The sequence below is a fragment of the Pseudoalteromonas denitrificans DSM 6059 genome (assembly GCF_900112265.1).
GTDB classification, from domain to species: domain Bacteria; phylum Pseudomonadota; class Gammaproteobacteria; order Enterobacterales; family Alteromonadaceae; genus Pseudoalteromonas; species Pseudoalteromonas denitrificans.
The window spans coordinates 67,224-91,232 of record NZ_FOLO01000019.1 but is presented as its reverse complement, the minus strand read 5'-3'; the positions used below and the strand labels follow the sequence as shown (position 1 = coordinate 91,232).

The window sequence follows — 24,009 nt, the reverse complement described above, 5'->3', positions numbered from 1 at the left end:
TAATGGGTTTCTGGTGTTGTTGCTAACATCATCAAATAATATCAGTATCGCTTAAGCGATATTGATTGAAAAAGGTCGCAAATGCGGCCTTTTTTATTGTCTGAAATTTAATGTTAAATGCGCTTTAAGTATAAAAAACTTAGCCGTGATAATGTAATTGATAAAAGATGGCGCTAACACCTAACGGGTTTCTGGTGTTGTTGCTAACACTATCAAATAATATCAGTATCGCTTAAGCGATACTGATTGAAAAAGGTCGCTTAATATTTGAATTTTAAGGTTAAAATTTACCTTCAATTACACGCTTATTTAATAGACTTCAGCAGACTGTTTACTTTTGGTACATATATTATTGGCACATTGTGCTGCTGGTTTTGTTAAATGCTGACAAATACTCATCATTTTATTTTTTTCGTTAAATACTTTCTCTGCATTAGTTATCTGTAATGCTAATGCTTGTGCTTTTTTTGAGTCTACATGCTTATTTGAATAAACGACATATTGACTAGGTCCACCGCAGGCTCGACTACCAACAGGAAGTATCTGACATTGATTTGTTGAATCACATTCTTTATTTTTAATTAAAGCATTAAACTCAGTTTTTTTACCATCTAGATTTGTTAATGATGGTTTTATTTTTATATCACTAGCTTTACTTACTTTAATCGTTTTAACTTCATTTTTTGCTGTTGTTATCGGCTGTTCACTTTGACATCCGGTTAATATGAAAAAGAATGGAACTGCTAAACTAAGATATTTTAAATTCATGTTAAAAGGCCTGTTTGATAAATATAATTAACTGTATCATATTAAAAGTTGTTATATGTTTTCATTATCTGTATTTGAATGGTGTGGTGTGATTTTTAATTTTATCTATATTTTGTTATTTGCGCTTTTTGGTATGAGTGCAACATATTTCGTACGTTTTTTTTATGATTTTTGGTTTAAAAATAAAATGGAAATTAGTTATATAATTAAAGCAGGCGTGTGTACTGTATTGAGTGTTATATGCTACGGAGTGATTATATTCTTATAACAATATGATGCAAATAAAGCGCACCATATTGTTCTAAGTTTGTACTTTTATTATTTCTCGTTTAACCAAATTGCAACTTGCTTTGTAAAATAGGTTAAAATCCCATCTGCTCCAGCACGTTTAAAGGCCAATAAAGACTCTAAGATACAAGGTCTTTCGGCTAACCAGCCATTTTGAATTGCAGCCATGTGCATGGCATATTCCCCACTTACTTGGTAGGCAAAAGTAGGAACTGCAAATTCATCTTTAACGCGACGTACAATATCAAGATAAGGCATGCCAGGTTTAACCATAACCATGTCTGCCCCTTCTTGTAAGTCCAGAGCTACTTCTCTTAGGGCTTCATCTGAATTGGCTGGGTCCATTTGGTAGGTTTTCTTATCGGCGCCTTTTAGATTGCCAGCAGAACCCACTGCATCTCTAAAAGGTCCGTAGTAACTTGATGCGTATTTTGCGGAATAAGCCATAATGCGAGTATGAATAAAGCCTGACTCTTCTAATGCCTCTCTGATTGCACCTATGCGTCCATCCATCATATCCGATGGAGCAACAATATCTGCACCCGCTTGAGCATGAGAAAGTGCTTGTTTAATTAAAATTTCAGTTGTTACATCATTAATAACATAACTTTCTTCATCTATGATCCCATCTTGACCATGTGTTGTGAACGGGTCTAAGGCAACATCGGTGATCACGCCTAGTTCTGGCACTTCTGCTTTTAATGCACGTACGGTTCTTTGTGCTAAGCCCTCTGGGTTATAAGACTCTTCGGCTAAGAGTGATTTTTTATCGCTAGGTGTAACAGGAAATATTGCTATTGCAGGAACGCCTAGTTCGGCAAGTTGTTTGGCTTCTTCAATTAGTAAATCAATTGAAATACGTTCTATACCGGGCATTGACTCTATAGCTTCTCGTCTATTTTTACCTTCTAAAACAAATACAGGGTAAATAAGATCTTTTACTGTAAGAGTGTTCTCACTCATTAAGTTACGGGAAAATTCATCACGGCGCATTCTTCGCATACGTGAATAAGGAAATAAATCTAAACCTGATTGTGCCATTATTATTCCTACTGTGGGTTATCTGTTATTAAAGATGAATTTGCTAATGATGAAACTTGGTTTCTACCTGCTTCTTTTGCTTGATATAGTGCCTTATCTGCTTGAGCTGTATGTTGATTTGGATCGTTATTGAGTTCAGCTACAGAGCTATGTACACCAGCACTTATAGTCATTTCTATAATACCCGCTGAAGTATGTATTTTAGCACTTTCTATTGCTGTTCTGATTGTCTCAGCTACAGCTATTGCACCTTCTTCAGGGGGGTTTGGTAATATGACAGCAAACTCTTCTCCTCCATAGCGACAAGCTTCATCTGAAGGGCGCTGTAAACTATCTTTAATTGTATTTGCAACAAATTTAATTGCTTCGTCACCAGCGAGGTGACCTAAGGTGTCATTTATTATTTTAAAATGATCAATATCAAGCATTAAAATAGCTAAAGCGGTCTGCTCTCTACGTGAGCGGCGAAATTCCATCGACAATTTTTTATCAAAATAATGCCTATTTCGGATCCCGGTTAAAGCATCATGGGTATTTTTTTCTTCAAGTTCTCTATTTTTTTCTTCAAGTTTACGTAGTGTTATTTCTAACTCAAATGTACGTTCTTGAATTTTACTTTCTAGCTCTTCTTGTGATTTATCTTGAATTTTTATGGTTTCTTCCAGTAGCGTATCTTTTGCTCTCACTTGTGCAAGTTGTTGATGCTGTAGCTGTGTTTTTTCATCTCTTTGAGTAATAAAGTGCCATATTAATAAATAAGATAACACGATGCTGCTGATGAAAAAGCAAGCAACTAATACGGCATGCATAGTCACGGCTGAAAGCACGAGACCATTAAAAAGAAGAATGCTATAAATTAATGCTAATGTAATGGAAGCTTGGTAAAGGAAAACTGTTTTTGCATGTTTTGTTTTTTTGATAATTTGATACGCAGAAATACATAGGCATATGATTAAATTTGCCAGACCAGCTGAAAAACTCATTAATAAACTATCGCTATAACTTAGCCATGGGTTAATTAAAATCATTATTAATGTGAAGCAAAAAGTGATCCTAATCATTTTTAACTGCTTTTTATTATTTTTTGATAACTCTAATAACCTTTCGGTTATAGGGTTTAGTAATGCAATAGCAGTAAGAAGTAATGTAGATATATTAATTTGTTGGAGCCAAAAAGTATCTAAATGAAAGTAGCGATAACTTAAACCGAATAAACCGGTTAAAACTGCCCATAAACACGATATATAAAGGCTGCTCATAATAAATAAGCCGTGGCGAGTTAATAAAAATATTAATAAGTTACTTAAGATCAAAGCAAGTAAAAAGCCTAATAATATACCCGTTAATAAATTGAACTTACTTTTAAACTGTACATAACGCTCAGGGGTCCAAATACTCACGGGTAGTTTTAGTACGCCTTCACTTTTTGCTTTTAATAAAATGGTATTTTGGCTATTTGCTTTGAGAGATATGCTGAACAATAGAGACTCGTCTTTTATTGCTCTTGCTGAGAGTGGTTGAGTATCACCTATTGTCTGCTGTTTTATTATTTCATTGGCATTCAGTTGATAAAGAGAGAGTTCATCAATTAAGGGGTTGCTTAATACAATAAAAAGCTTTTTTGCTTCGTTTGTGCTGTTAGTGAGTTTAAATTTAATCCAGACAGGAGTGCTCTGTAGGCCTAAATTTAAAATATCACTTTGAGACTTTTGCCATTCTAAATGGTTACTTTTAATTACTGATTTTGAAGGTAAAGTTGACTTTTTAAATAAAAAGTTAATATGCTTTTTATGATTGAAATTACCATCGATATTAATATTGCTTGCCATTAATTGGTTTGACTGAAAAAGCGTCAAACATAATAACAATGAGGCAAGCAAGTATTTAAGCATTTGGATCCTTAACGCAGTTTATTTTGTTAGTTTACGCGTTTTACTCGGATTTTTTTATTTGAGTCAACAACTCCCAGCTGAAATGAATTAAGCACACCACGGCTAATTATAACGTCATTATTTACTTTTACTTTTAAACGCTCTGTTCCTATTTGACGCCATTTCTGTCCGTTTTCTAATGTAAGAATTAATTCACCACGAGGTGCTTTTTTCACACTTGTTACACGGGCCGTTTGTTCTTGTGCGGCATCTTTTGCAATGTCTTTATGCTCTAATCCAAACGCTTGATCTTTATTCTGAGACTTTGAGCCATTTACCGGTGTTTTAGTTGTCATTGAAGTCATATCAATGCTTTTACCTGCAATGGTTTGGTCATAACAAAGCAGTCTTTTAAAATCATTTTCGACTAAGCTACAGGCCGCTAATGCTTGAGTGTTAACCTCTTGAGCAAAACTTGATGTTGATATTAATACAAATAAAGATAGTGTTAGTTTTTTCATTTAATTCTCTTGTTCTGTAGGTTCTTGTTTTTTATTGCTAAATGAAGCTAAGATCAGTCCCAGTTCAAATAGTGCCAACATAGGGATAGCCAATAAAGTTTGGGATAATATGTCTGGCGGTGTTAAAAACATAGCCACAACAAAGGCACCAACTACAATATACGGACGTTTTTCTTTTAAACTTTGTGTATCTGTTGCGCCACTCCAACACAGTAACATAATTGCAACTGGAATTTCGAACGTAATGCCAAAAGCAAAAAATAGCTTTAGAACAAAACCTAAGTAGCTACTAATATCCGGACTTAAAGTCATCATGTCTGGTCCGACACCAGTAAAAAACCCAAGAATAATAGGAAGCACAATAAAATAGCAAAAAGCAATGCCAGAATAAAATAAAAGGATGCTTGAAATCAATACCGGGATCAACATTCTCTTTTCATTTTTATATAACCCGGGAGCAATAAATCCCCAAATTTGGTGCAATATGAATGGAAATGCTAAAAATAATGAGACAAATAAGGTAAGTTTGAAAGGTGCAAAGAAAGGTGAGGTTACATCTGTTGCTATCATGCTTGTACCTTCTGGTAAGCTTGATATAAGTGGTGCAGCTACAAATCCGTAGATATCATTGGCAAAGTAAACCAAGGCAATAAAAATGATTAAAATTGATAAAATTGCATGAACAAGTCTATTTCTTAGCTCAACTAAGTGTCCGATAAAACCAGGGGGGCTTTGTGATTCGCTGTTCTCATTTGTCATTTTTAGATTCTTTTGTATCCGTTTCTTTATAGCTACGAGTGACTGATTGAGCTGCGTTATTTAACTCATCTAAAGAGTTTTTTATTTCAGGAGATAAATTTTTCATGCCCTTTTCTTCGGCTTGTTTAAGGTTATTGTGAAGCTCATGAATACGTAATTCTTCATTGATTTCTGATTGTACTGATTGACCAAATTGTTTTGCGGTTTTAATCCAGCGACTCACAGTGCGAATTGCAACGGGTAAGCGCTCAGGGCCTAAAACAATCAAGCCCACAATAAAAACTATAACAAGTTCCCAAGCGCCCATAATTAAGCCTTATCTTTAGAGTCAGCTTGTTTTTCAGTTACATCAGGAGCATTTGATGTTTGTTTTTCTTGGTTTGTAATTGTATCTGTTTTATTTTGATCTTCATCGGTAACTGCTTTTTTAAAGCCCTTGATTGCTCCTCCTAAGTCACCACCAATATTTTTTAATTTTTTTGTGCCAAATAAAAGCACTATAATGGCAAGCACTATTAATAGTTGCCAAATACCTATTCCACCGAAACCCATAATATAATCCTCTTAAATATTTAATCTGTAATGATCTTACGACGCAAGCTTACCATTAATTAACTAAAGTTTACGCCAAGCGGCAATAAAACTAAAGCAGGCAATTGTGCCTATTGTTATTGCTTCAATTTCTTTGTTTGAAATAAATAACAAGGTAGTAATTATAAACCCAGTACAAGATACCATTGCTAATAGTGTGGGTTTTTGATCTGGCGCTTTTTTTTCTTTGATTTGCTGTTTGTTTTGTTGTTTTAAACTTAAATAGATTAAATCAGGTAGCTCAGGAAGTTTCTCTGCCCAAAAAGGAAAATTAGTTTTAATTTGCTTTAAAACTGACATAGGGCCCATTTGTTCTTTAACCCAATCTTCTAAGAAAGGTTTTGCTGTTTTCCATAAATCGAGCTGAGGGTATAGCTGACGTCCTAGACCTTCAATATAAAGTAACGTTTTTTGTAGCAATACCAGTTGCGGTTGTACTTCCATATTAAACCGTCGAGCTGTATTAAAAAGATTCACTAATACCTGTCCAAATGAAATTTCAGCTAGAGGTTTTTGAAAAATAGGCTCTAGCACGGTGCGAATGGCAAACTCAAAGTCTTCAATGCTTGTATCTGCAGGTACCCAGCCAGAATCAACATGTAACTGTGCTACTTTTTGATAATCGCGATTAAAAAAGGCAATAAAATTTTCAGCTAAATAACGTTTGTCTTCTTTATTTAAAGTGCCAACAATACCGCAATCTATTCCGATATATTTAGGATTGTTGGGTGTTTCTCTTGAAACAAAAACGTTACCTGGGTGCATATCGGCATGAAAAAAGCTATCACGAAACACTTGAGTAAAAAAAACCTCAACACCACGTTCAGCAAGTAAAGACATATTGGTATTTTGTGCTTCTAGCGCTGCAATATCTGAAACGGGAATACCATAAATACGCTCCATTACTAAGATGTTTTTTCTGCTGAAATCACTATATACGTAGGGTACATATAGTGATTCAGAGCCTTCAAAATTACGCTTAAGTTGCATTGCATTTGCGCCTTCACGTAGTAAATCTAGTTCGTCTAAAATCGTTTTTTTATAACCTTTAATAACTTCTACTGGTTTTAAACGCTTGCCATCAGGTAAAAACTTGCTGATCAGTAATGCTAAATCTTGCATTAACTTAAGGTCGGAATGAATCACTTTTTCTATATCTGGACGGATAACTTTAATTACAACATCATGGGTTTTATGGTCATCTTGCTTTAATCTTGCTGTATGGACCTGTGCAATTGATGCCGATGCTAAAGGTTGAACATCAAAATCGTCAAATAAGTCGGATATACTTTTAATAGATAGTGCATTTTCAATGAGCTTTTGAGCTTTTTCTCCTGAAAAAGGCTTTACTTGATCTTGTAATAAAGCAAGTTCTTTTGCGATATCATCTGGTAGTAAGTCTCGCCTAGTTGATAACATTTGGCCAAATTTGATCCAAACAGGTCCTAATTGCTGTAAAGCTAATCTTAAACGCTGACCTTGAGGTGTATTTCTATGCTTATTTCGTAACCAGAAAAAACAGAGTCGCATTGGTGTAAAAAACCAAGGTCGGACATGTTTAGGGATCAGTTCATCTAAACCAAAATGTAAGAGCGTTTGAACAATTTTATATAGTCGGGTGATCCGCAAAACTTTTATCCTTTAAAAATAAGCTAGTTTTCATATTACTTGAGGTTAATTTATTGCAACCTGCTGCATTATCATATTTATTCTATGTTCTAATACGTCAACATCACCTGATAGTTGTCTATTATCTTTTTTAAATATCGTTAACTCTATGGGATGCATCGCGATATTTAATTCATCTTGTAAGGTATATTGCGCCGTTGTTGTTATTTTATGTGTAATTTTTTTTTGCTGAATAAATAGGGATTTTATGCTTTTTGTAATCTTATAGCTCATACCATCTCCTACATATTGAGAAAGCTGTTCAGGCCAATCAATATCTATTTTTGAAAATGCACTGCTATAAGTTTGAGCTAACTGAAGGTCTCCTTCTAAATCGAGCTGATTTTCTCTAATTAATTTTGTAATTTTTGCAGGATCTTTGAGTTCCAGTAACGTTTCTATACTGGCACAAATAATACAATCAGCATTATTTTCATCTGTTGTTAAAATAATGCATTTTTCACCGGTATATAAAATGACAAAATTCTGTTTCCAGTTTCTAATATTTAATTGAAATTTTTTATGCTGTACTTTTTTCAATTCTTGACGAAGTTGAGGTGATAATTTTATAGCCTGATTGAGTATTGATTCTATCAGGGTAATAATTAATTGGGAGAGCATATAAGCACCCTAAATAAAACGTTATAAGGCTAAGAGCCTTATATTAAGTTAAGGTCAAGTTTCAAATTAATACTTAAAACCTCGGTGTAAAGCAACAATGCCACCGGTTAAGTTTTGATAGCTTGTTTGTTCAAAACCAACTTCTTCCATCATGCCTTTTAATGTTTCCTGATCTGGATGCATGCGAATTGATTCTGCAAGGTATTGATAAGATTCACTGTCATTTGTAATGACTGAACCAATTTTTGGAAGCACATTGAATGAATAGAAATCGTAAACTTTTGTAAGAAGTTCGTTATCGGGTTTTGAAAACTCTAAAACCAGCAGGCGTCCACCTGGTTTTAAAACACGAAACATAGAAGCCAGAGCCTTATCCTTATCGGTTACATTTCTTAAACCAAATGCTATTGTGATGATATCAAAACTGTTATCTGGAAATGGTAAAGCCTCTGCGTTTAATTGTACGTATTCAATATTTCCAACGCGACCTTGATCTCTGAGTTTTTCCCTGCCTACTTTTAACATAGAGTCATTAATGTCGCCTAAAATAACTTGACCAGTTTCACCTGTTATTTGACTGAATTTAGAAGTAAGGTCACCAGTACCGCCGGCTAAATCTAAAATTTTATGTCCTTTTCTTACACCTGAACTGGCGATTGTTTGGCGTTTCCAAAGGCGATGAATACCCATAGACATCAAGTCATTCATAATATCGTATTTTGCTGCAACAGAATGAAAAACTTCAGCTACCATACCAACTTTTTCTTGTTTATTGATAGTTTTGTAACCAAAGTGTGTTGTATTGTCTTGAGTGTGTTTCATCATTTTTTCCTATCAAATGCGAAGGATATTATCGTTGATAGTTTACTTGATTATCCATAGTCGAACAACTTAGGAATATAAGTTGTTTACATGATATTGATCTGGACAGAGGGGGGGATTAGAGTATTTATGAGAGATTTAGTTAAACACTTAATCTAAATAGCGAATAACAACGCTTTGGTTACTCTCAATTGCCTGAGAACTTGCTGATGTTACTTTTCTTGTGAGATCAATAATACTTTCTTTGGGGGAAATCTCTGCGATACCCATAGAAATAGTAATCGTTGGCAGTCGCCTACCAGTTCTTGAACTTACAAACCTGAGCTTTTCGACACCAGTTCGCATTTTTTCTGCAATTTCATTGACTGTTTCTAGTTCAATATCAGGTAAAATTATTAAAAACTCTTCATTTCTTGTTCTTACAGGTAGACCACTCTCAAGTACGTAAGATTTTACTTTATTTGCAATTTTATTTAATACGACATCACTAATAACATGACCATATTTTTGAATGAACTGGGAGAAGTCATTAATATTAATGTTAATTGCACAAAGAGATTTTTGCTCTTCAATCCATATTTGGGCTTGCTCAAGCATATAATTTTGTTTAAAAAGTCCTGTTAGAGGGTCTGTATGATTCGTTTGCTTAAGTATCAATAATTTTTGTTTCGTTTTTTTTGTTTCGGCTTGTGCTTGTAATAAATTATCTTGTAGTTTTAGCTGAGATGTTTTTAGTTTATAGCTAGCATCTATTAGTGTTGAAATAACTTGGCGAGACTGTGTTAAGTTATTTTCATTGAGAGATAAGAGACTGCTATCTAAATTTGCAATGTACTGATTTATTGCTTGATGGCCCTCAGTTGTTTCTGTTTCAATTTTATTGACAACTTGAGTCACACTTTGTATTAAAACTTCTTGAGATTTTTGTTGTTGTGATAAGTGAGATTGATATAAATTTTCAATTATAAAATCATCTAGTTTTTGATTGTGTGAAATAGCATGATCTATTTCTTTATTTAATTCAATATTATCAGCTGTAATATAAGCATATGCTACATGGTAATTTATTGGATGCGGGGCAAGTTTGTGCTGTTCTAAGAACAGACAAAGTTTGGTCATTTTGTCTTGGGCACTTGCCATGGAATCATGGTACTTCATTATTATCCAATCAATAAATTCAGAGCTAACGCTCTACTAAATAAAAAACAAACCTCAATCCATGAGTTAATTGCATATTAGAAAACAAATTTTAATATATTGGAACTATTTTAAGTCAAAATGAGGTAAAACCAGCCTAAAGTAGGTGTTTTTTGATTTATTATTGTACTGTTTTATTAATGGAGACACTTTAGCTTTATATCGCATTTTTCTTTGAGTCATTTTTGATTTGAGGTAGCCTTGCTGCGTTAGCAAGATTAATTTTAGAGGATATAAAAAAATAATGAGAAAAAATACATTCATCATAGGTCTTTTGATTAGTTTTATTTTAGGTTGTAATTTAACATCAAAAAATCATGATAAATATTTTTTGCAAGTTGCGGAACAAATTACAGATTATCGCAAAAGTATTGATGTTTATGCCTCAGAGGAAGGAGTCAATAATCTTTTTTTACCTGATTTATCGCCTGATTTTTTAGCCAGAAAAGATCAAAAATTGACAATTTTTCTGGATAATTTAGCGCAAATAGATATAAAAAAGTTAACTCAAGACAATCAAATAAACTTAGTTATTCTTAAAAGACAACTTAAAAATTCACTCGATGAATATCATTATAATGCGCACCTTATTCCTCTGACATCGGAATATGGTTTTCATTCATCAATGTCGTTTTTAATATCTGAGTCAGATTTTTCAAATAAGAAAGGTTTTGATTTATATTTAAAACGTTTAGCTGACATTCCGAGGTACTTTTCAGAAAATATATTTTGGATGAAAAAAGGTATAGAGATAGGTGTGACACAACCTAAAGTTGCACTCATTGGTTATGAAGATTCAATAAAAGCTTTTATTACAAAAAATACAAAGGAATCCGTATTTTATGAACCATTTAAAGAAAATACTGCTGAATTAAACCAAGCTGAGTTTGAATCACTACAGCATCAAGCTCAAAGAATAATTACGCAACAGGTTATTCCTGCTTTTGAAAATTATAACGCGTTCTTTACTAAAGCGTATTTTCCTAGCGCACGAAATGAAATTGGAGTTTCTGCGATTAAAAATGGTGATTTATTTTATGCTAATAGAGTTAAACATTACACTACAACTGACATGTCGGCACAGCAAATTCATGAACTGGGTTTAACTGAAGTTGCTCGCATACGTATAGAGATGCAAAAAGTAATTGAACAAGTGGGTTTTAAGGGGCCTTTTTCAGAATTTGTTGAATTTTTGCGGACTGATCCTCAGTTTTATGCCGAAACTCCTGAAGAGCTGTTGAAAGAAGCATCATTTATAGCAAAAAAAATGGATGCACAACTGCCTAAGTTTTTTCATACTTTACCTCGAACGCCTTACGGTGTTGCTCCTGTTCCAGATGATATCGCACCTAAATATACAACAGGTCGTTATATAGGGCCTAGTCGAGATGATCAAGCTGGGTTTTATTGGGTAAATACGTATGGTTTAGATAAGCGCCCTTTATATGTGCTGGAAGCTTTAACCTTACATGAAGCTGTTCCTGGACATCATCTGCAAATTTCATTAAACAGTGAATTAAAAAACCTACCTAGCTACAGGCAAGACGCTTATATCTCTGCATTTGGTGAAGGGTGGGGGTTATATTCTGAGTGGTTGGGTTTAGAAGCAGGTTTTTATCAAGATCCTTATAGTAACTTTGGCCGTTTGACCTATGAAATGTGGCGTGCCGCACGTTTAGTCGTCGATACGGGCATGCATATGTTTGGCTGGAGTAGAGAAAGAGCGATGAATTTTATGAAAAATAATACCGCTTTATCTTTGCATAATATCCAAACCGAGACTGATAGGTATATTTCTTGGCCAGGGCAGGCATTATCATACAAAGTGGGTGAGTTAACAATTAAGCGTTTACGTGTGCATGCTAAACAGGTTTTAGGTGATAAATTTGATTTAAGAGAATTTCATCATCAAATATTAAAGAATGGTTCAGTACCTTTGTTTATTCTTGAACAACAAATTTATGAGTATATTGAACTATCACAAGATTAAAAATAAATATGGCTGCTTCGCTATAGGAGAAGTAAATCGAAGCAGCCAAAAGCCCCCGACCTGTTATCGTTGGCAGCACCGCAATCATAGGCTCAATATACGAGTATGGGCCCTTAGACCGATAGCTTTGCGTCCTTAATTTTCACTAAGTTTGCCTTTTCTTACTTAAACAGTTCCCCTTAAGTCTAGTCTGATAACTTGAAACTGTCATTGTCTATTAGAATAAATTGCTTCTTAATAAATGTTCTAGTAGCCTGACTAGCAATCAAATTAAATAAATTGAATCGAATGCACCTGTTATTTAAAAAGTTTTTATCAAAGGTTCGCAATCATATTGATCAATTGAGTTGGCCTATTGTTTTATTTGCAATGCTTGCACACATCATTATGACTTGGGTTTTACTTTGGTTAGCAAATGAAAAGGATCTCATTCTATTCAGTCATTTTTTTTACTACTACATTGTAACAACCTCAACTGTTGGCTATGGTGACTTTAGTCCAGTAACTGATTTAGGTAAGTGGTTTGTTGCAATTGCACAAATCCCAATGGGATTAGCACTTTTTGGGGTCTTTCTTGGAAAGACAGGTCAAACAATAACACAGTTGATAAAGCGAGCTATGACGGGCGAAAAAAATTATTCTCATCATGATGGTCATATCATTATATTTGGTTGGCATAAAACAAGAACTGCTAAAATGATCCAATATATTTTGGCTGATAATAAACGTGAACAACGTCAAATATTATTAGTAGTAATGGATGAAATAACGCATCCATTTATTGATAATCCACAAGTTGATTTTGCTAAACTAACCAGCTTTACCGATAGAGAACAGCTTGAAAGAGTGGCTATTGATAAAGCTGATAAAGTCATTATTGATGGTAAAGATGATGACCAAACTTTTACGACGGCATTACGTATTAGCAAGTTGGTGAAATCGAGCAGCCATATTTGTGCTTATTTCATTGATGAAACTAAAATCGAAATGTTGCGAGAGCATTGCATTAATATTGAATGTAGTAGCTCAAAATCTGCTGAAATCTTAGTGCGTTCTATGCAAGATCCTGGCTCGAGTCGGGTTCAAGAGGTTTTATTATCGACGTTGACCGGTGATACTCAATTCAGTATAGAGGTGCCTAAATCTATTGGAATACTTAATTTTGAAAAGGTTTTTCATCACTTTAAACATCAACATAACGCAATTTTATTAGGAATTGCGAGCAACCGCATTGGAGAAAAATTGACTTTAAATCCATCATTAAGTCATGCGGTAGAAGCTGGTAATGTTTTACATTATATTGCAGCAGATAGATTACTAACTGATGAAATTAGCTGGTTAAAAATTTAGCTAAATTGGTAATGAGTTTTTTTGATGGTGGTTAAAGCTAAGAGGAATATAATTAATATATATTCCTTGGAACTTATCTAATCGCTACTTTTGGATTTAGGTTGACGCTACCTTCGAAGTCTATGGTAGCTGTGACACCATCACAGATAGCAATGGCTAAATAAGTACCATCTAAAGCTCTTGTAAAGGCCAGCTGATACCCAAAATGATTAAGTTTATTAAGTGCTACTTTTTGAGCTAAAGTGAGTAAATTCCATATATCATCTAGAGCAGTTTTGCTTTGTTGTATTCTACGTTCGTTAATTTCTGAATCAGAATATAATTTAGCTAATGCAGACATGTTTCCCTCCATTTATACATAGTCGCAAAAATATTACGGAGGGCATGATATTTATTTAAAGAGTTAAAGTCTAGTTTAATTTCTGAACAACTGGTCTGAGTTCATGTTTATTTCACCATCTTCGTTTATGCATGCATATTTTTCATCCAAACTGGCAAATGCAAACCTACCTTCTTGTGATGAGCGTACAAATGCTAAGTCGAAACCGAATCGTGAAAGTTCACTAACTGAAGCTTTTTGAGCAATAGATAAGTTAGTCCAGTTTTCATTGTATGAGATGTGATCTAGCCTTCTTTCCGTAGCCATATATTCCTCCTTGGATGTACTCATAGGTTAGTATAAGAATGCTTGAATGCAAGGGAATAATAAATAATTGGATTTCTAATTCATAAAATTAAATCGTTTTCATTCACTTATGGTTAATCTAAAGTCAAAAGTGTATCTTATTCATTAATCGTACTTTAGGGTTTTTAAATGATATGGCTGGTGCAAATCTTTTTACATTAATTGATGATATTGCAGTTCTACTTGATGATATTGCTGTTATGAGCAAAGTTGCGGCTAAAAAAACAGCAGGTGTTTTAGGAGATGATTTAGCATTAAATGCGCAGCAGGTTTCCGGTGTAAATGCTGATAGGGAATTACCCGTAGTTTGGGCTGTGGCTAAAGGTTCGTTTATTAATAAATTGATACTGGTTCCTTTGGCTTTGCTGATCAGTAGCTTTATTCCCTTTGCGATTATTCCTTTACTTATTTTGGGGGGGCTTTTTTTGTGTTTTGAAGGTGCAGAAAAGCTGATTGAATTGTTTTTTCATCATAAAGATAAAGATAAAGATAAAGATAAAGATAAAGATAAAGATAAAGATAAAGAAAATATCTCTGACTTGTCGGAATATGAAAATCAAAAAATAAAAGGGGCGATACGTACCGACTTTATTTTATCGGCGGAAATCATCGTTATTTCTTTAGGGACTGTTGCACAAGAAAACTTTATGTCACAGTTGATGGTTTTAAGCATAATTGCGATTGTGATGACCGTTGGGGTGTATGGGCTTGTTGCTGGGATCGTAAAAATTGATGATGCTGGACTGTATTTGATTCAAGATTTAAAGCATACAATTTTAGCTAAAATAAAACGTTCTATTGGTCGATTCCTATTATTGTTCGCTCCATATTTAATGAAAATGCTTTCAGTTATAGGCACGATTGCAATGTTTATGGTTGGCGGGGGGATAATCAGTCATGGGGTAACTTTTTTACATCATTTCATTGAAAAAACAACACATTTAAGTACAGATATACTTGGGAATTGGGTAGCTTTTATTATGCCTTCAGTACTTAATTGCATATTAGGTATTATTGCAGGTTTTGTGGTTGTACTTATAGTGAGTTTAATTACTAAAATTAAAAGCAAATTATGATCTCGATCATTTAATTGGAAATTATTACTGGAAGTATTCGCTTAAATCGACTTTAATATCTGCGCTGTTATTTATTTAACATGCGGTATAAATGGATTTAAATTTGCTTTGCTAAAGATTTAGTGCAAAAAGCAAAGTCTTCAAGGAACCAAGTCCACTCTTATCGTTCTTAGGAGCTAGAGTGTACTATATCTCTTATATCAGATAACCTCTTGGGTTATCTGTATCTCATCTCCTTAAGTTCGTTATGTTTAAACTAATGGAGAACGTCATGTCTGATCTTAAAATTGCAGCAAAAACTGCGTTAAGTTTAATGGATTTAACAACTTTAAATGATACTGATACTAACGAAATTATAACCGAACTTTGCCGGCAAGCCGATACAACTGCCGGTCAAACGGCTGCTGTTTGTATCCACCCACAATTTATTCCTGCAGCTAAAAAAACTTTTAAAACTTTAAATATTGAGAATATAAAAATTGCCACAGTTACTAATTTTCCGCACGGTAATGATGATGTTAACAGTGCTGTATTAGAAACTAAATCTGCGGTTGCACTAGGAGCTGATGAAGTGGATGTGGTATTCCCTTACAAAGCATTAATCAATGGTGATATCCAAGTTGGTTTTGATTTAGTGAAAGCCTGTAAATTAGCTTGTGGTGATAAAGTATTATTGAAAGTAATTATCGAATCAGGGGAGTTAAAAACAACACATTTAATTAAGCAGGCAAGTGAAATTGCAATTGATGCCGGTGCTGATTTTATAAAAACAAGCACTGGAAAAGTAGATGTTAATGCGACGTTAGAATCAGCTGAAATTATGCTTAATGTTATTAAGCAAAAGAATACTAATGTGGGTTTCAAAGCCGCCGGTGGTGTAAAAACTGCAAAAGATGCAAAACAATATTTAGATTTAGCCTCTGACATTATGGGGATTGATTGGGTTAAACCTGAACACTTCAGGTTTGGTGCTTCTAGCTTATTGGCTGACTTATTATCAACATTAAATGTTGATCATCAAGTAAAACAAGGTGGTTATTAGGAGAAGTTATGTTTCTGATTCAAGAAATAATTCGCCAAAAACGTGATGGCCAGGTTTTAACTGATGAACAAATTTGTTTTTTTGTTAATGGCATCAGTGATAATACAATTTCAGATGGTCAAGTTGCAGCATTTGCAATGGCGACGTATTTTCATGGTATGAATATAAATGAGCGTATTGCACTTACAGGTGCAATGCGAGATTCTGGAGATGTATTAGATTGGAAAAACCTTGATTTAAATGGCCCTATTGTTGATAAACATAGCACAGGAGGCGTAGGTGATTTAGTGTCTCTTGTATTAGGACCTATTATTGCTGCTTGTGGTGGTTATGTTCCAATGATTTCAGGAAGAGGTTTAGGGCATACAGGGGGAACTTTAGATAAATTAGATGCCATTAAAGGTTATCAAACACAGGTATCTAATGAAAAATTTCGCCAGGTGGTTAAAGATGTTGGAGTGGCTATTATTGGTCAGTCAGCAAATTTGGCACCTGCTGATAAACGCTTATATGCGACTCGTGATGTAACTGCAACAGTAGAATCTTTAGATTTAATAACTGCATCTATTCTTTCCAAAAAATTAGCCTGCGGGCTTGATGCATTAGTTATGGATGTAAAAGCAGGTAATGGTGCAGTTATGAAAGACTATCAAAATTCTGTTGCGCTAGCTAAAAGCATTGTTGAAGTTGCCAATGGAGCTGGTGTTAAAACAAGTTGTTTAATTACAGATATGTCTCAGGTATTGGCTAATAGTGCCGGTAACGCGCTTGAGGTTAAGGAGGCTATTTTATTTTTGACAGGAGAATATAGATCACCAAAATTAACTAAGGTTATTTATGCTTTAGCTGATGAAATGTTAATTGTATCTGGTTTAGCTGCTAATCAAAGTCAAGCTGAGAAAATGCGAACAGTATCTTTAAATTCAGGAGCTGCGGCAGAGAAATTTGCGAAAATGATCACACAATTAGGTGGTCCTACAGACTTATTAGAGAAGCCCAATAAGTATTTACCCCAAGCGAATATTATTAAACCTATTTATGCTAAACAGAGCGGTTTTTTAACTGCTATGGATACGCGTGCTATGGGCATGGCTGTGGTGAGTTTAGGTGGAGGGCGCTCTCATATCAATGATAAGTTGGATTATTCTGTTGGGCTAAATCAAATTGCCAGTTTAGGCATGAAGTTAGATCAGGCTACACCTATTTGTTATGTGCATGCTTCCAATGAAAATGCTTTTCAATTAATTGAAAATCAACTACAAAATGCAATTGTTGTGGGTGAGGATATGGCCAAAGAAATTCCAAGTATTTATCAGTCAATTTCACTTCAAGATGTAATACATTAAGGAAATTTAATGGCAACTCCTCATATAAATGCAGCTTCAGGTGAATTTGCACAAACGGTATTGTTCCCAGGCGATCCATTACGTGCTAAATACATTGCTGAAAAATTTTTAATCGATGTAAAGCAGGTTACGAATGTGCGTAATATGCTTGGTTTTACAGGATATTACTTAGGTAAAAAGGATCAGAAAATACGAGTGTCGGTAATGGGTTCTGGTATGGGGATTCCATCGTGTTCTATTTATGCTAAAGAGTTAATTACAGAGTATGGTGTTAAAAATATCATTCGCGTAGGTAGTTGCGGTGCTGTCAGTTCAGATATCAAAGTCAGAGATGTGATCATTGCTATGGGAGCGTGTACTGACTCAAAGGTTAATCGTACTCGATTTAAAGATCATGATTTTGCTGCCGTAGCTAACTTTGATTTATTAATGAATGCCGTAAATGCGGCAAAAGAAAATAATACAGATGTTAAAGTTGGTAATATTTTCTCAGCTGATTTATTTTATACACCAGATCCAGATATGTTTGATGTGATGGAAAAAATGGATATTTTAGGGGTAGAAATGGAAGCTGCTGGTTTATATGGTATTGCCACTGAATATGGTGCAAATGCTTTGTGTGTATTAACGGTCTCTGATCATATTCGCACAGGTGAAAAAACCTCTTCGCAAGAGCGTGAAACTTCATTTAACGAAATGATCACATTGACGCTAGACTCTTTATTAAGTTAAAGTTTATTAGATTAAATAAGAATCATACACCTTATTTAATCTCCCCTTTCATGCTCTCTAATTACAAAGTTAATGCATCAAATTGGCATGTTTATGCTTATAATTACTTACTGAAAACAATTGAATTCAGTAATATTTTCTATGATTCAAAATCTTATAGTTATGTTTTTTCTTTATTTGAACTTTAAAAGTGTTTTTTATGAATATTTATTTAAATCAATGTATTGCTTGATTAAATTTGGGTAACAATTTCTTTGTGCTTTTAACTGGTATAGGTGATTTTGTTTCGCTAAGCTTGCCATTTAGATTAGAGAGAATATTTTAAAATGAAAAAACTGTTTGCCTATTTAAGTAAAGCGAACCTGATGTTGTGGGCTTTAATGTTAGGTATTGTTGTTGGGCTTATTTTTGGTGAACGGGTACAATGGCTTTCTCCTGTCGGTGCTGCTTTTATAAAGTTAATGCAGATCACTATATTTCCTTATATTGTTGTTTCTTTAGTGGTTGGTTTAGGGAAGTTTGAACCGAGTCAAGTACGTTCTATTATTTTAAAAGCCGTTGTAGTGATGCTGTCCTTATGGGGTCTTGGTATATTTGTAATATGGTGTTTTGCGTTTACTTTGCCGCATCATGATGCAGGTACATTTTTTTCATCTGCTTTAGTTGCAATACGACCAGATATCGACTTTGTAGCTCAGTATATTCCTGCAAATCCTTTTGCTTCTATGGCTCAGGGCAATGTGCCTGCTTTGGTTGTTTTTTGCATCGCTTTAGGTATGGCGTTAATGGGCAATGTTAGGAAAAGTAGTTTGCTTAATATTTTAGATGTTTTAGGAGAAGGTTTATCCGTTATTTCAAAAAAAATGATCAAAATTTTTCCAATTGGTATATTTGCAATAACAGCGAGTACAGCAGGTACTATTAGCTTGGAACAAATAAATAATCTTCAGGTTTATTTGGTTTTAGTTGTTTTAACCGCACTATTTTTAATTTTTGTTTTATTGCCTTTATTAGTTTCTGCCATAACGCCTGTGGCTTACAAAGATATAATCAACATTGCCAGAAATGCACTCATTACTGCATTTACAACGGGAAATGTGTTTATTACTTTACCTGTGATCACTGAAGGTATTAAAGATTACATGCATAAAAAAAATATCGCCGATGCACAATCTGATCATATTGCTGAGGTATTAGTACCTATCGCTTTTACTTTCCCTAGTTTAGGTAAACTAACAACGTTGATTTTTGTTGCTTTTTCTGCCTGGTTAACAGGCCATGAAATAGGTTTTGAAGAAGTACCATCTCTTACCTTGACCGCTCTATTAAGTTATTTTGCGAATGTGCATATTGCCATTCCTTATTTATTAGATGCAGCAAGAGTTCCAGCGGATGCCTATCAATTATATTTGGCCATGTCAGTTTTAACGGCTAAATTTGTTTCGCCGACATCTGTAGCTTATATCATAAGTTTTACCCTTTTAAGTATCTTTTATATCCGTTCTGAAATTAGTTTTAAGCGTGTCAAAACGGTATTTAACTTAGGTATTATTGGTGCTATTTTACCAAGTTTAATGTTGGTGGCATTTATGCTAAATAGTAAATTAAGTGAATCTGGTTCTGCATCTGATGAAGTGATTGCCAATATGCAAGTTGCCAAACAAGTACCTGCAGATGTATTAAGTTATGTACCTAAAGCCTATGAAGCAGGGCAGTTATCATTAACCAATATTGAAGTGATAAAAAAACGAAATTTATTACGAGTGGGTTATATTGCGGAAAATGCCCCTTTTTCTTATTTTAACCGAAAACATGAACTTGTGGGTTTTGATATTAGTTTAGCTCATGAGTTGGCGGCTGATTTGGAAGTGAAAGTAGAGTTTATTCCATTCAAAAAAGATCAGTTAGCACAATATTTAAACAAAGGTTTTTTTGATATTGCCATGTCAGGGTTAGAAATTAATGTCAGAGATTTGGAAAAAGTGACTTACTCTGATCCTGTATTGGAGCTGCAGTTAGCATTGGTAACTAAAGATCATCGCATGAAAGAGTTCAGTTCTCGGGAAAAAATATTGGCTCATAAAAGTGTGTCATTTGCTAATGTAGAGCATCAACCTTTTCTTAAAAAAATATCTCAGCAGCAACCGAATTTAAAATTTGAATCGATAGATAATTATCGTGATTTTTTTGAAGGAAATAGCCAATACGACGCTTTAGTTATCAGTGCGGAAGCTGCATTTTCATGGACTATGTTTTATCCAGATTTTGGTGTGGTAGTACCAAAAAATGTCAGTTCAAAATATCCCATCGGGTTTGCTGTGGCTAAACGTCACTTAGATTTAAATAACTATTTTAATTCTTGGTTAGACATTAAGCAGGCTAACGGGAAAGTACAAAAGTTTTATGATTATTGGATTTTAGGTAAAGGTAGTAAGGTCAATGTAAAGCGTTGGTCAATAATAGATCAGGTTACAGGTAAGTAATTATATCTTGCTTTATTTGATTACGTTGAAACCCTGCTTATACTTTGAATATCATTTAATACTGTTTATGGACAAGGATGTTAAAGACATTTGGATAATAAGCGTGAACTTATGAATATAACTTTAGTTGGTAGCATAGTTGTTGGTTTTTTTGTTATGGTTTTGCTTTATATGCGCGGAGAAAATTTTCGTAAGGAGCTAGACCGAACAAAAGCTTTATACAATAAGGTTAGTCGTGAGACCCAATACTTGACTAATGTTGTGCTTGAGTTGGCAAAGGAAGAGCAAAGGATTTTATATGAAAAATTTACACGATTTCAAAAACGCGGTAGCCCTAATGTTGAGTTATTAAAATTTACAGGTTTATTAATAGAAGCTTATGAAGTTGTTATAAGTGAAACGACGGTTGGACAAAGAACAGTTCATGAAGCTTTTAAAGAATATGCAAACCATAATACAAACATTGGTTTTGAAGCGTTTAATAACTATTTAATTCAAACTTCATCTAAGAAAAGACAGTACTGGGCTAAAAATACGTTACATGATTATATTGAATTGTGTAAAGTAATGCTTGAGGAATTGGAGCAAAATTAGGATATGTAATGTTTTTTATGGATATCGGTAAGCAAGTTTTTAAAACACCACAATCAAAATTATGCTGTGATAAAGCAATGATACAATATGCAGAACTTAAATATATCAAGTTATCTTTTATTCCTCTTTTTCCCTTCTCAACGAGTTATCAATCAAAATGTATAGAGTGTAAATCTATTGTTGAACTCACTAAAAATAGCGATAAAGCAATAAGTTGGTTTGATATTCTGAGTAAATTTATTGGGAGTGGTCTTTTATTTTTTATTGCATTATTTTTATGGCAAGACAAACAAAAAGAAGTAGCACAAGAGTTAGCTTTTTTAGCACAGCCACAAAAATATGATTTTTATTTGATTGATAATAGTCGATTTAAAAATGAATTAAGCTACAGAGCTGAGTTTGTCATTGCTAAAGTTATTTCTGTTGACAAAGATAAGATCGAAATTGTGATTGGGAATTATATGTACTCCCGTAAGCGAGATTTAATAAAAGCTATTAGATTGGATACATTAGTTTTTGATGATTTTTTTCCTTCTAAAAGTCAGATCTTAACGCAAGCAGAATTGATTAATCTATATCAAGATGAAGTTATTTATAAAGCACTAAGACCGATTAATTTTACATTGTTTGGTGGTGTTGTATTAAGGCCACAAGCGCCTGAAAAATTATATAAAGGATATAACCCTACACCGATAAATCAAGCAGGGATCCGAAATTATAGAAATGAAAATTTTAGTGAGGCTTTAGCTTTATTTAAACAAGCTGCCGAGAAGGGCGATGCTTGGGCACAAATTAACTTAGCGCAAATGTATCGAGATGGTGAAGGACATCAGGTTGACAATAAACAGGCATTATATTGGTTTGAAGAGGCAAAACAGCAGGGCAATAAAAAAGCGATATTTGAGTATGATCGGCTTTGTAAACAAATTAAAGAATGTAGTCATTTAAAGTGAGTTAACTACACGTATTTTAGTTGGATAACATCATCCCTGATGTTATCTAAAATGGTTTGCTATGTTGTTACATCGCGTTATATTCATCTTCCCAGAAAAATTTCTCTTCACCAAAAGCGGGTTTTAAACCGTCTAACCAAGTTGCTTTTTCATCAAATTTGGCAAAAAATGGACGTTGCACCCAGTCTGGATTTCTGGCCTGAATAAAGCGTAAAGCAAATACCTTTTCACCCATAATTTCGGTAACACCAGATACTTCGACTTTACCAGGACCAGCACTCATAGATGGACCACGTACAGTACGACTTACACCGCTTACTTGTTGATATGCATCTCGGAAAATTTCCCAAGTTTTATAAAGGGGTAATTCAAAGTAACGTTTTGCACCTGTATCACGCTCAATAAACATATAATAAGGGATCATGCCAAGTTGAGTTTGAAGTTTCCACATTTCTGACCACATATCTGGGTCAGTATTAATATGATTTAATAGTGGTGCTTGAGTACGAATTTGTGCGCCAGTAGCTCGAATGCGTTTAATTGCCTCACGCGTAATAGGCGAACGCAATTCTTGAATATGATTGATATGTGCCATGAAAGACACGTGTTTACCTGCATCAACTAGCTCAGTTATAAGTTCTAATAAATCTTCTGCATCAGGATCTGTTACATATCTGTGTGGCCAAAAAGTTAAAGATTTAGTACCAATACGAATAGTACGAATATGATCATATTCAGGTTTTTTTAATTCTTCTAAATAACCACGAACTTTAACAGTACGCATTACCATAGGATCGCCACCTGTCATTAACAAGTCGGTCACTTCGGTGTGCTCTTTTAAATAGCGATGTAATTCATCTGCATCATGGTTATTAAATCGAGTTGCTTTACCAACAAACTGTGCCCAGCGAAAACAAAAAGTACAATATGCGTGACAGTATTGCCCTTGAGATGGGAAAAATAGCACTGTTTCTTTGTATTTATGCTGCATCCCATTGACAGTTTCACCATCAAGTTCAGGCACATTCTTGTCCATTTGGCCTGCTGGATGAGGGTTTAACTTAGTGCGTATTGTTTGTGCTAACGCTAATATTTGATCGGCGGTCGGGTGTGTTTTTAGCAATGCAGCCATTAAATCATACGACTCGTCGTCTAACATACCACGTTGAGGGAATGTCAGTTGAAATACAGGATCATTAGGTACTTTATCCCAATCAATCAGTTCATCAATTACAAAGTTATTCACCCTAAATGGAAAAACACTGGCAACAACTCTCATTTCAAATCTTAGATGCTCAGGAAGCTGTGATAGAGCTTCGATCTTGTCGATTTGTCTATGTTGATAAACTTGAAAGCGCGGAGCTTGATAAGCTTCAACGCCCTGGATTTGTACTACTTGATTCATATATTAAAACATCGCCCGTTAAAAAGTCGGCCATGATAACAAACTTCTGTCTGAGCTTCACTCTTTGTGTTTAAATATTATACAGAAATGTGGTTTTATTACGTAAATCGGTGTGAAAACCTGTGATCTGAGTGCTAATTGTAAGCAAAAGCAAATAGACTATTTCTAAGTCGGAACTTGTTTGTTATTTTTATAGTCTTATATCT

At 34.2% G+C, this 24,009-nt stretch carries 23 protein-coding genes and 1 riboswitch; of the genes, 9 read left to right on the top strand and 14 right to left on the bottom strand.

Annotated elements, in window-relative coordinates; genetic code table 11:
- Nucleotides 1–309: 309 nt before the first annotated feature.
- The 11 genes from BM088_RS13315 to BM088_RS13260 form a co-directional block, all read right to left on the bottom strand.
- The gene (locus tag BM088_RS13315) at nucleotides 310–768 is read right to left on the bottom strand and encodes a hypothetical protein (RefSeq protein ID WP_091984683.1); all 459 of its coding nucleotides are present in this window, start codon (nucleotides 766–768) and stop codon (nucleotides 310–312) included.
- Between the two features lie 318 nt (nucleotides 769–1,086).
- A complete protein-coding gene (hemB, locus tag BM088_RS13305) occupies nucleotides 1,087–2,097 on the bottom strand; it encodes a porphobilinogen synthase (RefSeq protein WP_091984678.1) in 1,011 nt (336 codons plus the stop codon).
- 8 nt (nucleotides 2,098–2,105) lie between these two features.
- Nucleotides 2,106–3,989 (bottom strand): sensor domain-containing diguanylate cyclase, encoded by a 1,884-nt coding sequence (locus BM088_RS13300; protein ID WP_091984675.1) that lies wholly within the window; start codon nucleotides 3,987–3,989, stop codon nucleotides 2,106–2,108.
- Between the two features lie 26 nt (nucleotides 3,990–4,015).
- On the bottom strand, nucleotides 4,016–4,489 hold the full coding sequence (locus BM088_RS13295; RefSeq protein WP_091984672.1) for a hypothetical protein: 474 nt from the start codon (nucleotides 4,487–4,489) through the stop codon (nucleotides 4,016–4,018).
- Nucleotides 4,490–5,248 (bottom strand): twin-arginine translocase subunit TatC, encoded by a 759-nt coding sequence (tatC, locus tag BM088_RS13290; RefSeq protein ID WP_091984669.1) that lies wholly within the window; start codon nucleotides 5,246–5,248, stop codon nucleotides 4,490–4,492.
- Entirely contained in the window at nucleotides 5,238–5,555 is a 318-nt protein-coding gene (gene tatB, locus BM088_RS13285; protein ID WP_091984666.1) for a Sec-independent protein translocase protein TatB, read from the bottom strand. The genes tatC and tatB overlap by 11 nt, the downstream gene beginning before the upstream one ends.
- A gap of 2 nt (nucleotides 5,556–5,557) precedes the next feature.
- Nucleotides 5,558–5,800 carry a Sec-independent protein translocase subunit TatA gene (tatA, locus tag BM088_RS13280; protein ID WP_091984663.1) on the bottom strand — a complete coding sequence of 81 codons (243 nt, stop codon included), beginning with the start codon at nucleotides 5,798–5,800 and terminating at the stop codon, nucleotides 5,558–5,560.
- A gap of 63 nt (nucleotides 5,801–5,863) precedes the next feature.
- On the bottom strand, nucleotides 5,864–7,468 hold the full coding sequence (gene ubiB / locus BM088_RS13275; RefSeq protein WP_091984660.1) for a ubiquinone biosynthesis regulatory protein kinase UbiB: 1,605 nt from the start codon (nucleotides 7,466–7,468) through the stop codon (nucleotides 5,864–5,866).
- Between the two features lie 45 nt (nucleotides 7,469–7,513).
- Complete coding sequence (locus tag BM088_RS13270; protein ID WP_091984657.1) at nucleotides 7,514–8,128, bottom strand: ubiquinone biosynthesis accessory factor UbiJ; 615 nt, start codon at nucleotides 8,126–8,128, stop codon at nucleotides 7,514–7,516.
- Nucleotides 8,129–8,194: 66 nt separating this feature from the next.
- Nucleotides 8,195–8,950: a bifunctional demethylmenaquinone methyltransferase/2-methoxy-6-polyprenyl-1,4-benzoquinol methylase UbiE gene (ubiE, locus tag BM088_RS13265; protein WP_091984654.1), complete on the bottom strand. Its 756-nt coding sequence runs from the start codon at nucleotides 8,948–8,950 to the stop codon at nucleotides 8,195–8,197.
- A 150-nt stretch (nucleotides 8,951–9,100) separates the two neighbouring features.
- Nucleotides 9,101–10,108 (bottom strand): GGDEF domain-containing protein, encoded by a 1,008-nt coding sequence (locus BM088_RS13260; protein ID WP_091984651.1) that lies wholly within the window; start codon nucleotides 10,106–10,108, stop codon nucleotides 9,101–9,103.
- Nucleotides 10,109–10,391: 283 nt separating this feature from the next.
- Between BM088_RS13260 and BM088_RS13250 the strand changes: the two genes are divergently transcribed.
- Together BM088_RS13250 and BM088_RS13245 are read left to right on the top strand one after the other, a co-directional pair.
- Nucleotides 10,392–12,137 (top strand): DUF885 domain-containing protein, encoded by a 1,746-nt coding sequence (locus tag BM088_RS13250; RefSeq protein WP_091984645.1) that lies wholly within the window; start codon nucleotides 10,392–10,394, stop codon nucleotides 12,135–12,137.
- A gap of 68 nt (nucleotides 12,138–12,205) precedes the next feature.
- A riboswitch (cyclic di-GMP riboswitch) is annotated at nucleotides 12,206–12,303 on the bottom strand.
- Nucleotides 12,304–12,425: 122 nt separating this feature from the next.
- Complete coding sequence (locus BM088_RS13245) at nucleotides 12,426–13,487, top strand: potassium channel family protein (protein ID WP_091984642.1); 1,062 nt, start codon at nucleotides 12,426–12,428, stop codon at nucleotides 13,485–13,487.
- A 73-nt stretch (nucleotides 13,488–13,560) separates the two neighbouring features.
- Here BM088_RS13245 and BM088_RS13240 read toward each other — a convergent pair whose 3' ends face one another.
- Entirely contained in the window at nucleotides 13,561–13,827 is a 267-nt protein-coding gene (locus BM088_RS13240) for a hypothetical protein (protein WP_091984639.1), read from the bottom strand.
- Nucleotides 13,828–13,902: 75 nt separating this feature from the next.
- A complete protein-coding gene (locus BM088_RS13235) occupies nucleotides 13,903–14,133 on the bottom strand; it encodes a hypothetical protein (RefSeq protein ID WP_091984636.1) in 231 nt (76 codons plus the stop codon).
- Between the two features lie 173 nt (nucleotides 14,134–14,306).
- Here BM088_RS13235 and BM088_RS13230 point away from each other — a divergent pair, with 173 nt between their 5' ends.
- From BM088_RS13230 to BM088_RS13200, 7 genes are all read left to right on the top strand, one after another.
- Nucleotides 14,307–15,248, top strand: coding sequence for a DUF808 domain-containing protein (locus tag BM088_RS13230; RefSeq protein WP_091984633.1), 942 nt, complete (start codon nucleotides 14,307–14,309; stop codon nucleotides 15,246–15,248).
- Between the two features lie 271 nt (nucleotides 15,249–15,519).
- The gene (gene deoC / locus BM088_RS13225; RefSeq protein ID WP_091984631.1) at nucleotides 15,520–16,290 is read left to right on the top strand and encodes a deoxyribose-phosphate aldolase; all 771 of its coding nucleotides are present in this window, start codon (nucleotides 15,520–15,522) and stop codon (nucleotides 16,288–16,290) included.
- A gap of 8 nt (nucleotides 16,291–16,298) precedes the next feature.
- The gene (gene deoA / locus BM088_RS13220) at nucleotides 16,299–17,636 is read left to right on the top strand and encodes a thymidine phosphorylase (RefSeq protein ID WP_091984628.1); all 1,338 of its coding nucleotides are present in this window, start codon (nucleotides 16,299–16,301) and stop codon (nucleotides 17,634–17,636) included.
- Between the two features lie 9 nt (nucleotides 17,637–17,645).
- Nucleotides 17,646–18,368 (top strand): purine-nucleoside phosphorylase, encoded by a 723-nt coding sequence (gene deoD, locus BM088_RS13215; protein WP_091984625.1) that lies wholly within the window; start codon nucleotides 17,646–17,648, stop codon nucleotides 18,366–18,368.
- Between the two features lie 326 nt (nucleotides 18,369–18,694).
- On the top strand, nucleotides 18,695–20,851 hold the full coding sequence (locus BM088_RS13210; protein WP_091984622.1) for a cation:dicarboxylate symporter family transporter: 2,157 nt from the start codon (nucleotides 18,695–18,697) through the stop codon (nucleotides 20,849–20,851).
- 111 nt (nucleotides 20,852–20,962) lie between these two features.
- Nucleotides 20,963–21,445, top strand: a complete 483-nt coding sequence (locus BM088_RS13205) for a hypothetical protein (protein WP_177208041.1) — start codon at nucleotides 20,963–20,965, stop codon at nucleotides 21,443–21,445.
- An 8-nt stretch (nucleotides 21,446–21,453) separates the two neighbouring features.
- Nucleotides 21,454–22,398: a tetratricopeptide repeat protein gene (locus BM088_RS13200; RefSeq protein WP_091984615.1), complete on the top strand. Its 945-nt coding sequence runs from the start codon at nucleotides 21,454–21,456 to the stop codon at nucleotides 22,396–22,398.
- Nucleotides 22,399–22,465: 67 nt separating this feature from the next.
- Here BM088_RS13200 and BM088_RS13195 read toward each other — a convergent pair whose 3' ends face one another.
- Complete coding sequence (locus BM088_RS13195; protein ID WP_091984612.1) at nucleotides 22,466–23,803, bottom strand: KamA family radical SAM protein; 1,338 nt, start codon at nucleotides 23,801–23,803, stop codon at nucleotides 22,466–22,468.
- Between the last annotated feature and the right edge of the window lie 206 nt (nucleotides 23,804–24,009).

Excerpts from the sequence above, each read along its gene's own strand:
- BM088_RS13200 (WP_091984615.1), top strand. The coding sequence starts at position 21,454 with ATGTTTTTTATGGATATCGGTAAGCAAGTTTTTAAAACACCACAATCA.
- tatC (WP_091984669.1), bottom strand. The coding sequence starts at position 5,248 with ATGACAAATGAGAACAGCGAATCACAAAGCCCCCCTGGTTTTATCGGA.
- BM088_RS13270 (WP_091984657.1), bottom strand. The coding sequence starts at position 8,128 with ATGCTCTCCCAATTAATTATTACCCTGATAGAATCAATACTCAATCAG.
- BM088_RS13260 (WP_091984651.1), bottom strand. The coding sequence starts at position 10,108 with ATGAAGTACCATGATTCCATGGCAAGTGCCCAAGACAAAATGACCAAA.
- BM088_RS13235 (WP_091984636.1), bottom strand. The coding sequence starts at position 14,133 with ATGGCTACGGAAAGAAGGCTAGATCACATCTCATACAATGAAAACTGG.
- BM088_RS13205 (WP_177208041.1), top strand. The coding sequence starts at position 20,963 with ATGAATATAACTTTAGTTGGTAGCATAGTTGTTGGTTTTTTTGTTATG.
- BM088_RS13230 (WP_091984633.1), top strand. The coding sequence starts at position 14,307 with ATGGCTGGTGCAAATCTTTTTACATTAATTGATGATATTGCAGTTCTA.
- deoA (WP_091984628.1), top strand. The coding sequence starts at position 16,299 with ATGTTTCTGATTCAAGAAATAATTCGCCAAAAACGTGATGGCCAGGTT.
- BM088_RS13210 (WP_091984622.1), top strand. The coding sequence starts at position 18,695 with ATGAAAAAACTGTTTGCCTATTTAAGTAAAGCGAACCTGATGTTGTGG.
- BM088_RS13295 (WP_091984672.1), bottom strand. The coding sequence starts at position 4,489 with ATGAAAAAACTAACACTATCTTTATTTGTATTAATATCAACATCAAGT.
- deoD (WP_091984625.1), top strand. The coding sequence starts at position 17,646 with ATGGCAACTCCTCATATAAATGCAGCTTCAGGTGAATTTGCACAAACG.
- ubiE (WP_091984654.1), bottom strand. The coding sequence starts at position 8,950 with ATGAAACACACTCAAGACAATACAACACACTTTGGTTACAAAACTATC.
- deoC (WP_091984631.1), top strand. The coding sequence starts at position 15,520 with ATGTCTGATCTTAAAATTGCAGCAAAAACTGCGTTAAGTTTAATGGAT.
- BM088_RS13250 (WP_091984645.1), top strand. The coding sequence starts at position 10,392 with ATGAGAAAAAATACATTCATCATAGGTCTTTTGATTAGTTTTATTTTA.
- BM088_RS13240 (WP_091984639.1), bottom strand. The coding sequence starts at position 13,827 with ATGTCTGCATTAGCTAAATTATATTCTGATTCAGAAATTAACGAACGT.
- BM088_RS13300 (WP_091984675.1), bottom strand. The coding sequence starts at position 3,989 with ATGCTTAAATACTTGCTTGCCTCATTGTTATTATGTTTGACGCTTTTT.
- BM088_RS13195 (WP_091984612.1), bottom strand. The coding sequence starts at position 23,803 with ATGAATCAAGTAGTACAAATCCAGGGCGTTGAAGCTTATCAAGCTCCG.
- BM088_RS13245 (WP_091984642.1), top strand. The coding sequence starts at position 12,426 with ATGCACCTGTTATTTAAAAAGTTTTTATCAAAGGTTCGCAATCATATT.
- tatA (WP_091984663.1), bottom strand. The coding sequence starts at position 5,800 with ATGGGTTTCGGTGGAATAGGTATTTGGCAACTATTAATAGTGCTTGCC.
- hemB (WP_091984678.1), bottom strand. The coding sequence starts at position 2,097 with ATGGCACAATCAGGTTTAGATTTATTTCCTTATTCACGTATGCGAAGA.
- tatB (WP_091984666.1), bottom strand. The coding sequence starts at position 5,555 with ATGGGCGCTTGGGAACTTGTTATAGTTTTTATTGTGGGCTTGATTGTT.
- BM088_RS13315 (WP_091984683.1), bottom strand. The coding sequence starts at position 768 with ATGAATTTAAAATATCTTAGTTTAGCAGTTCCATTCTTTTTCATATTA.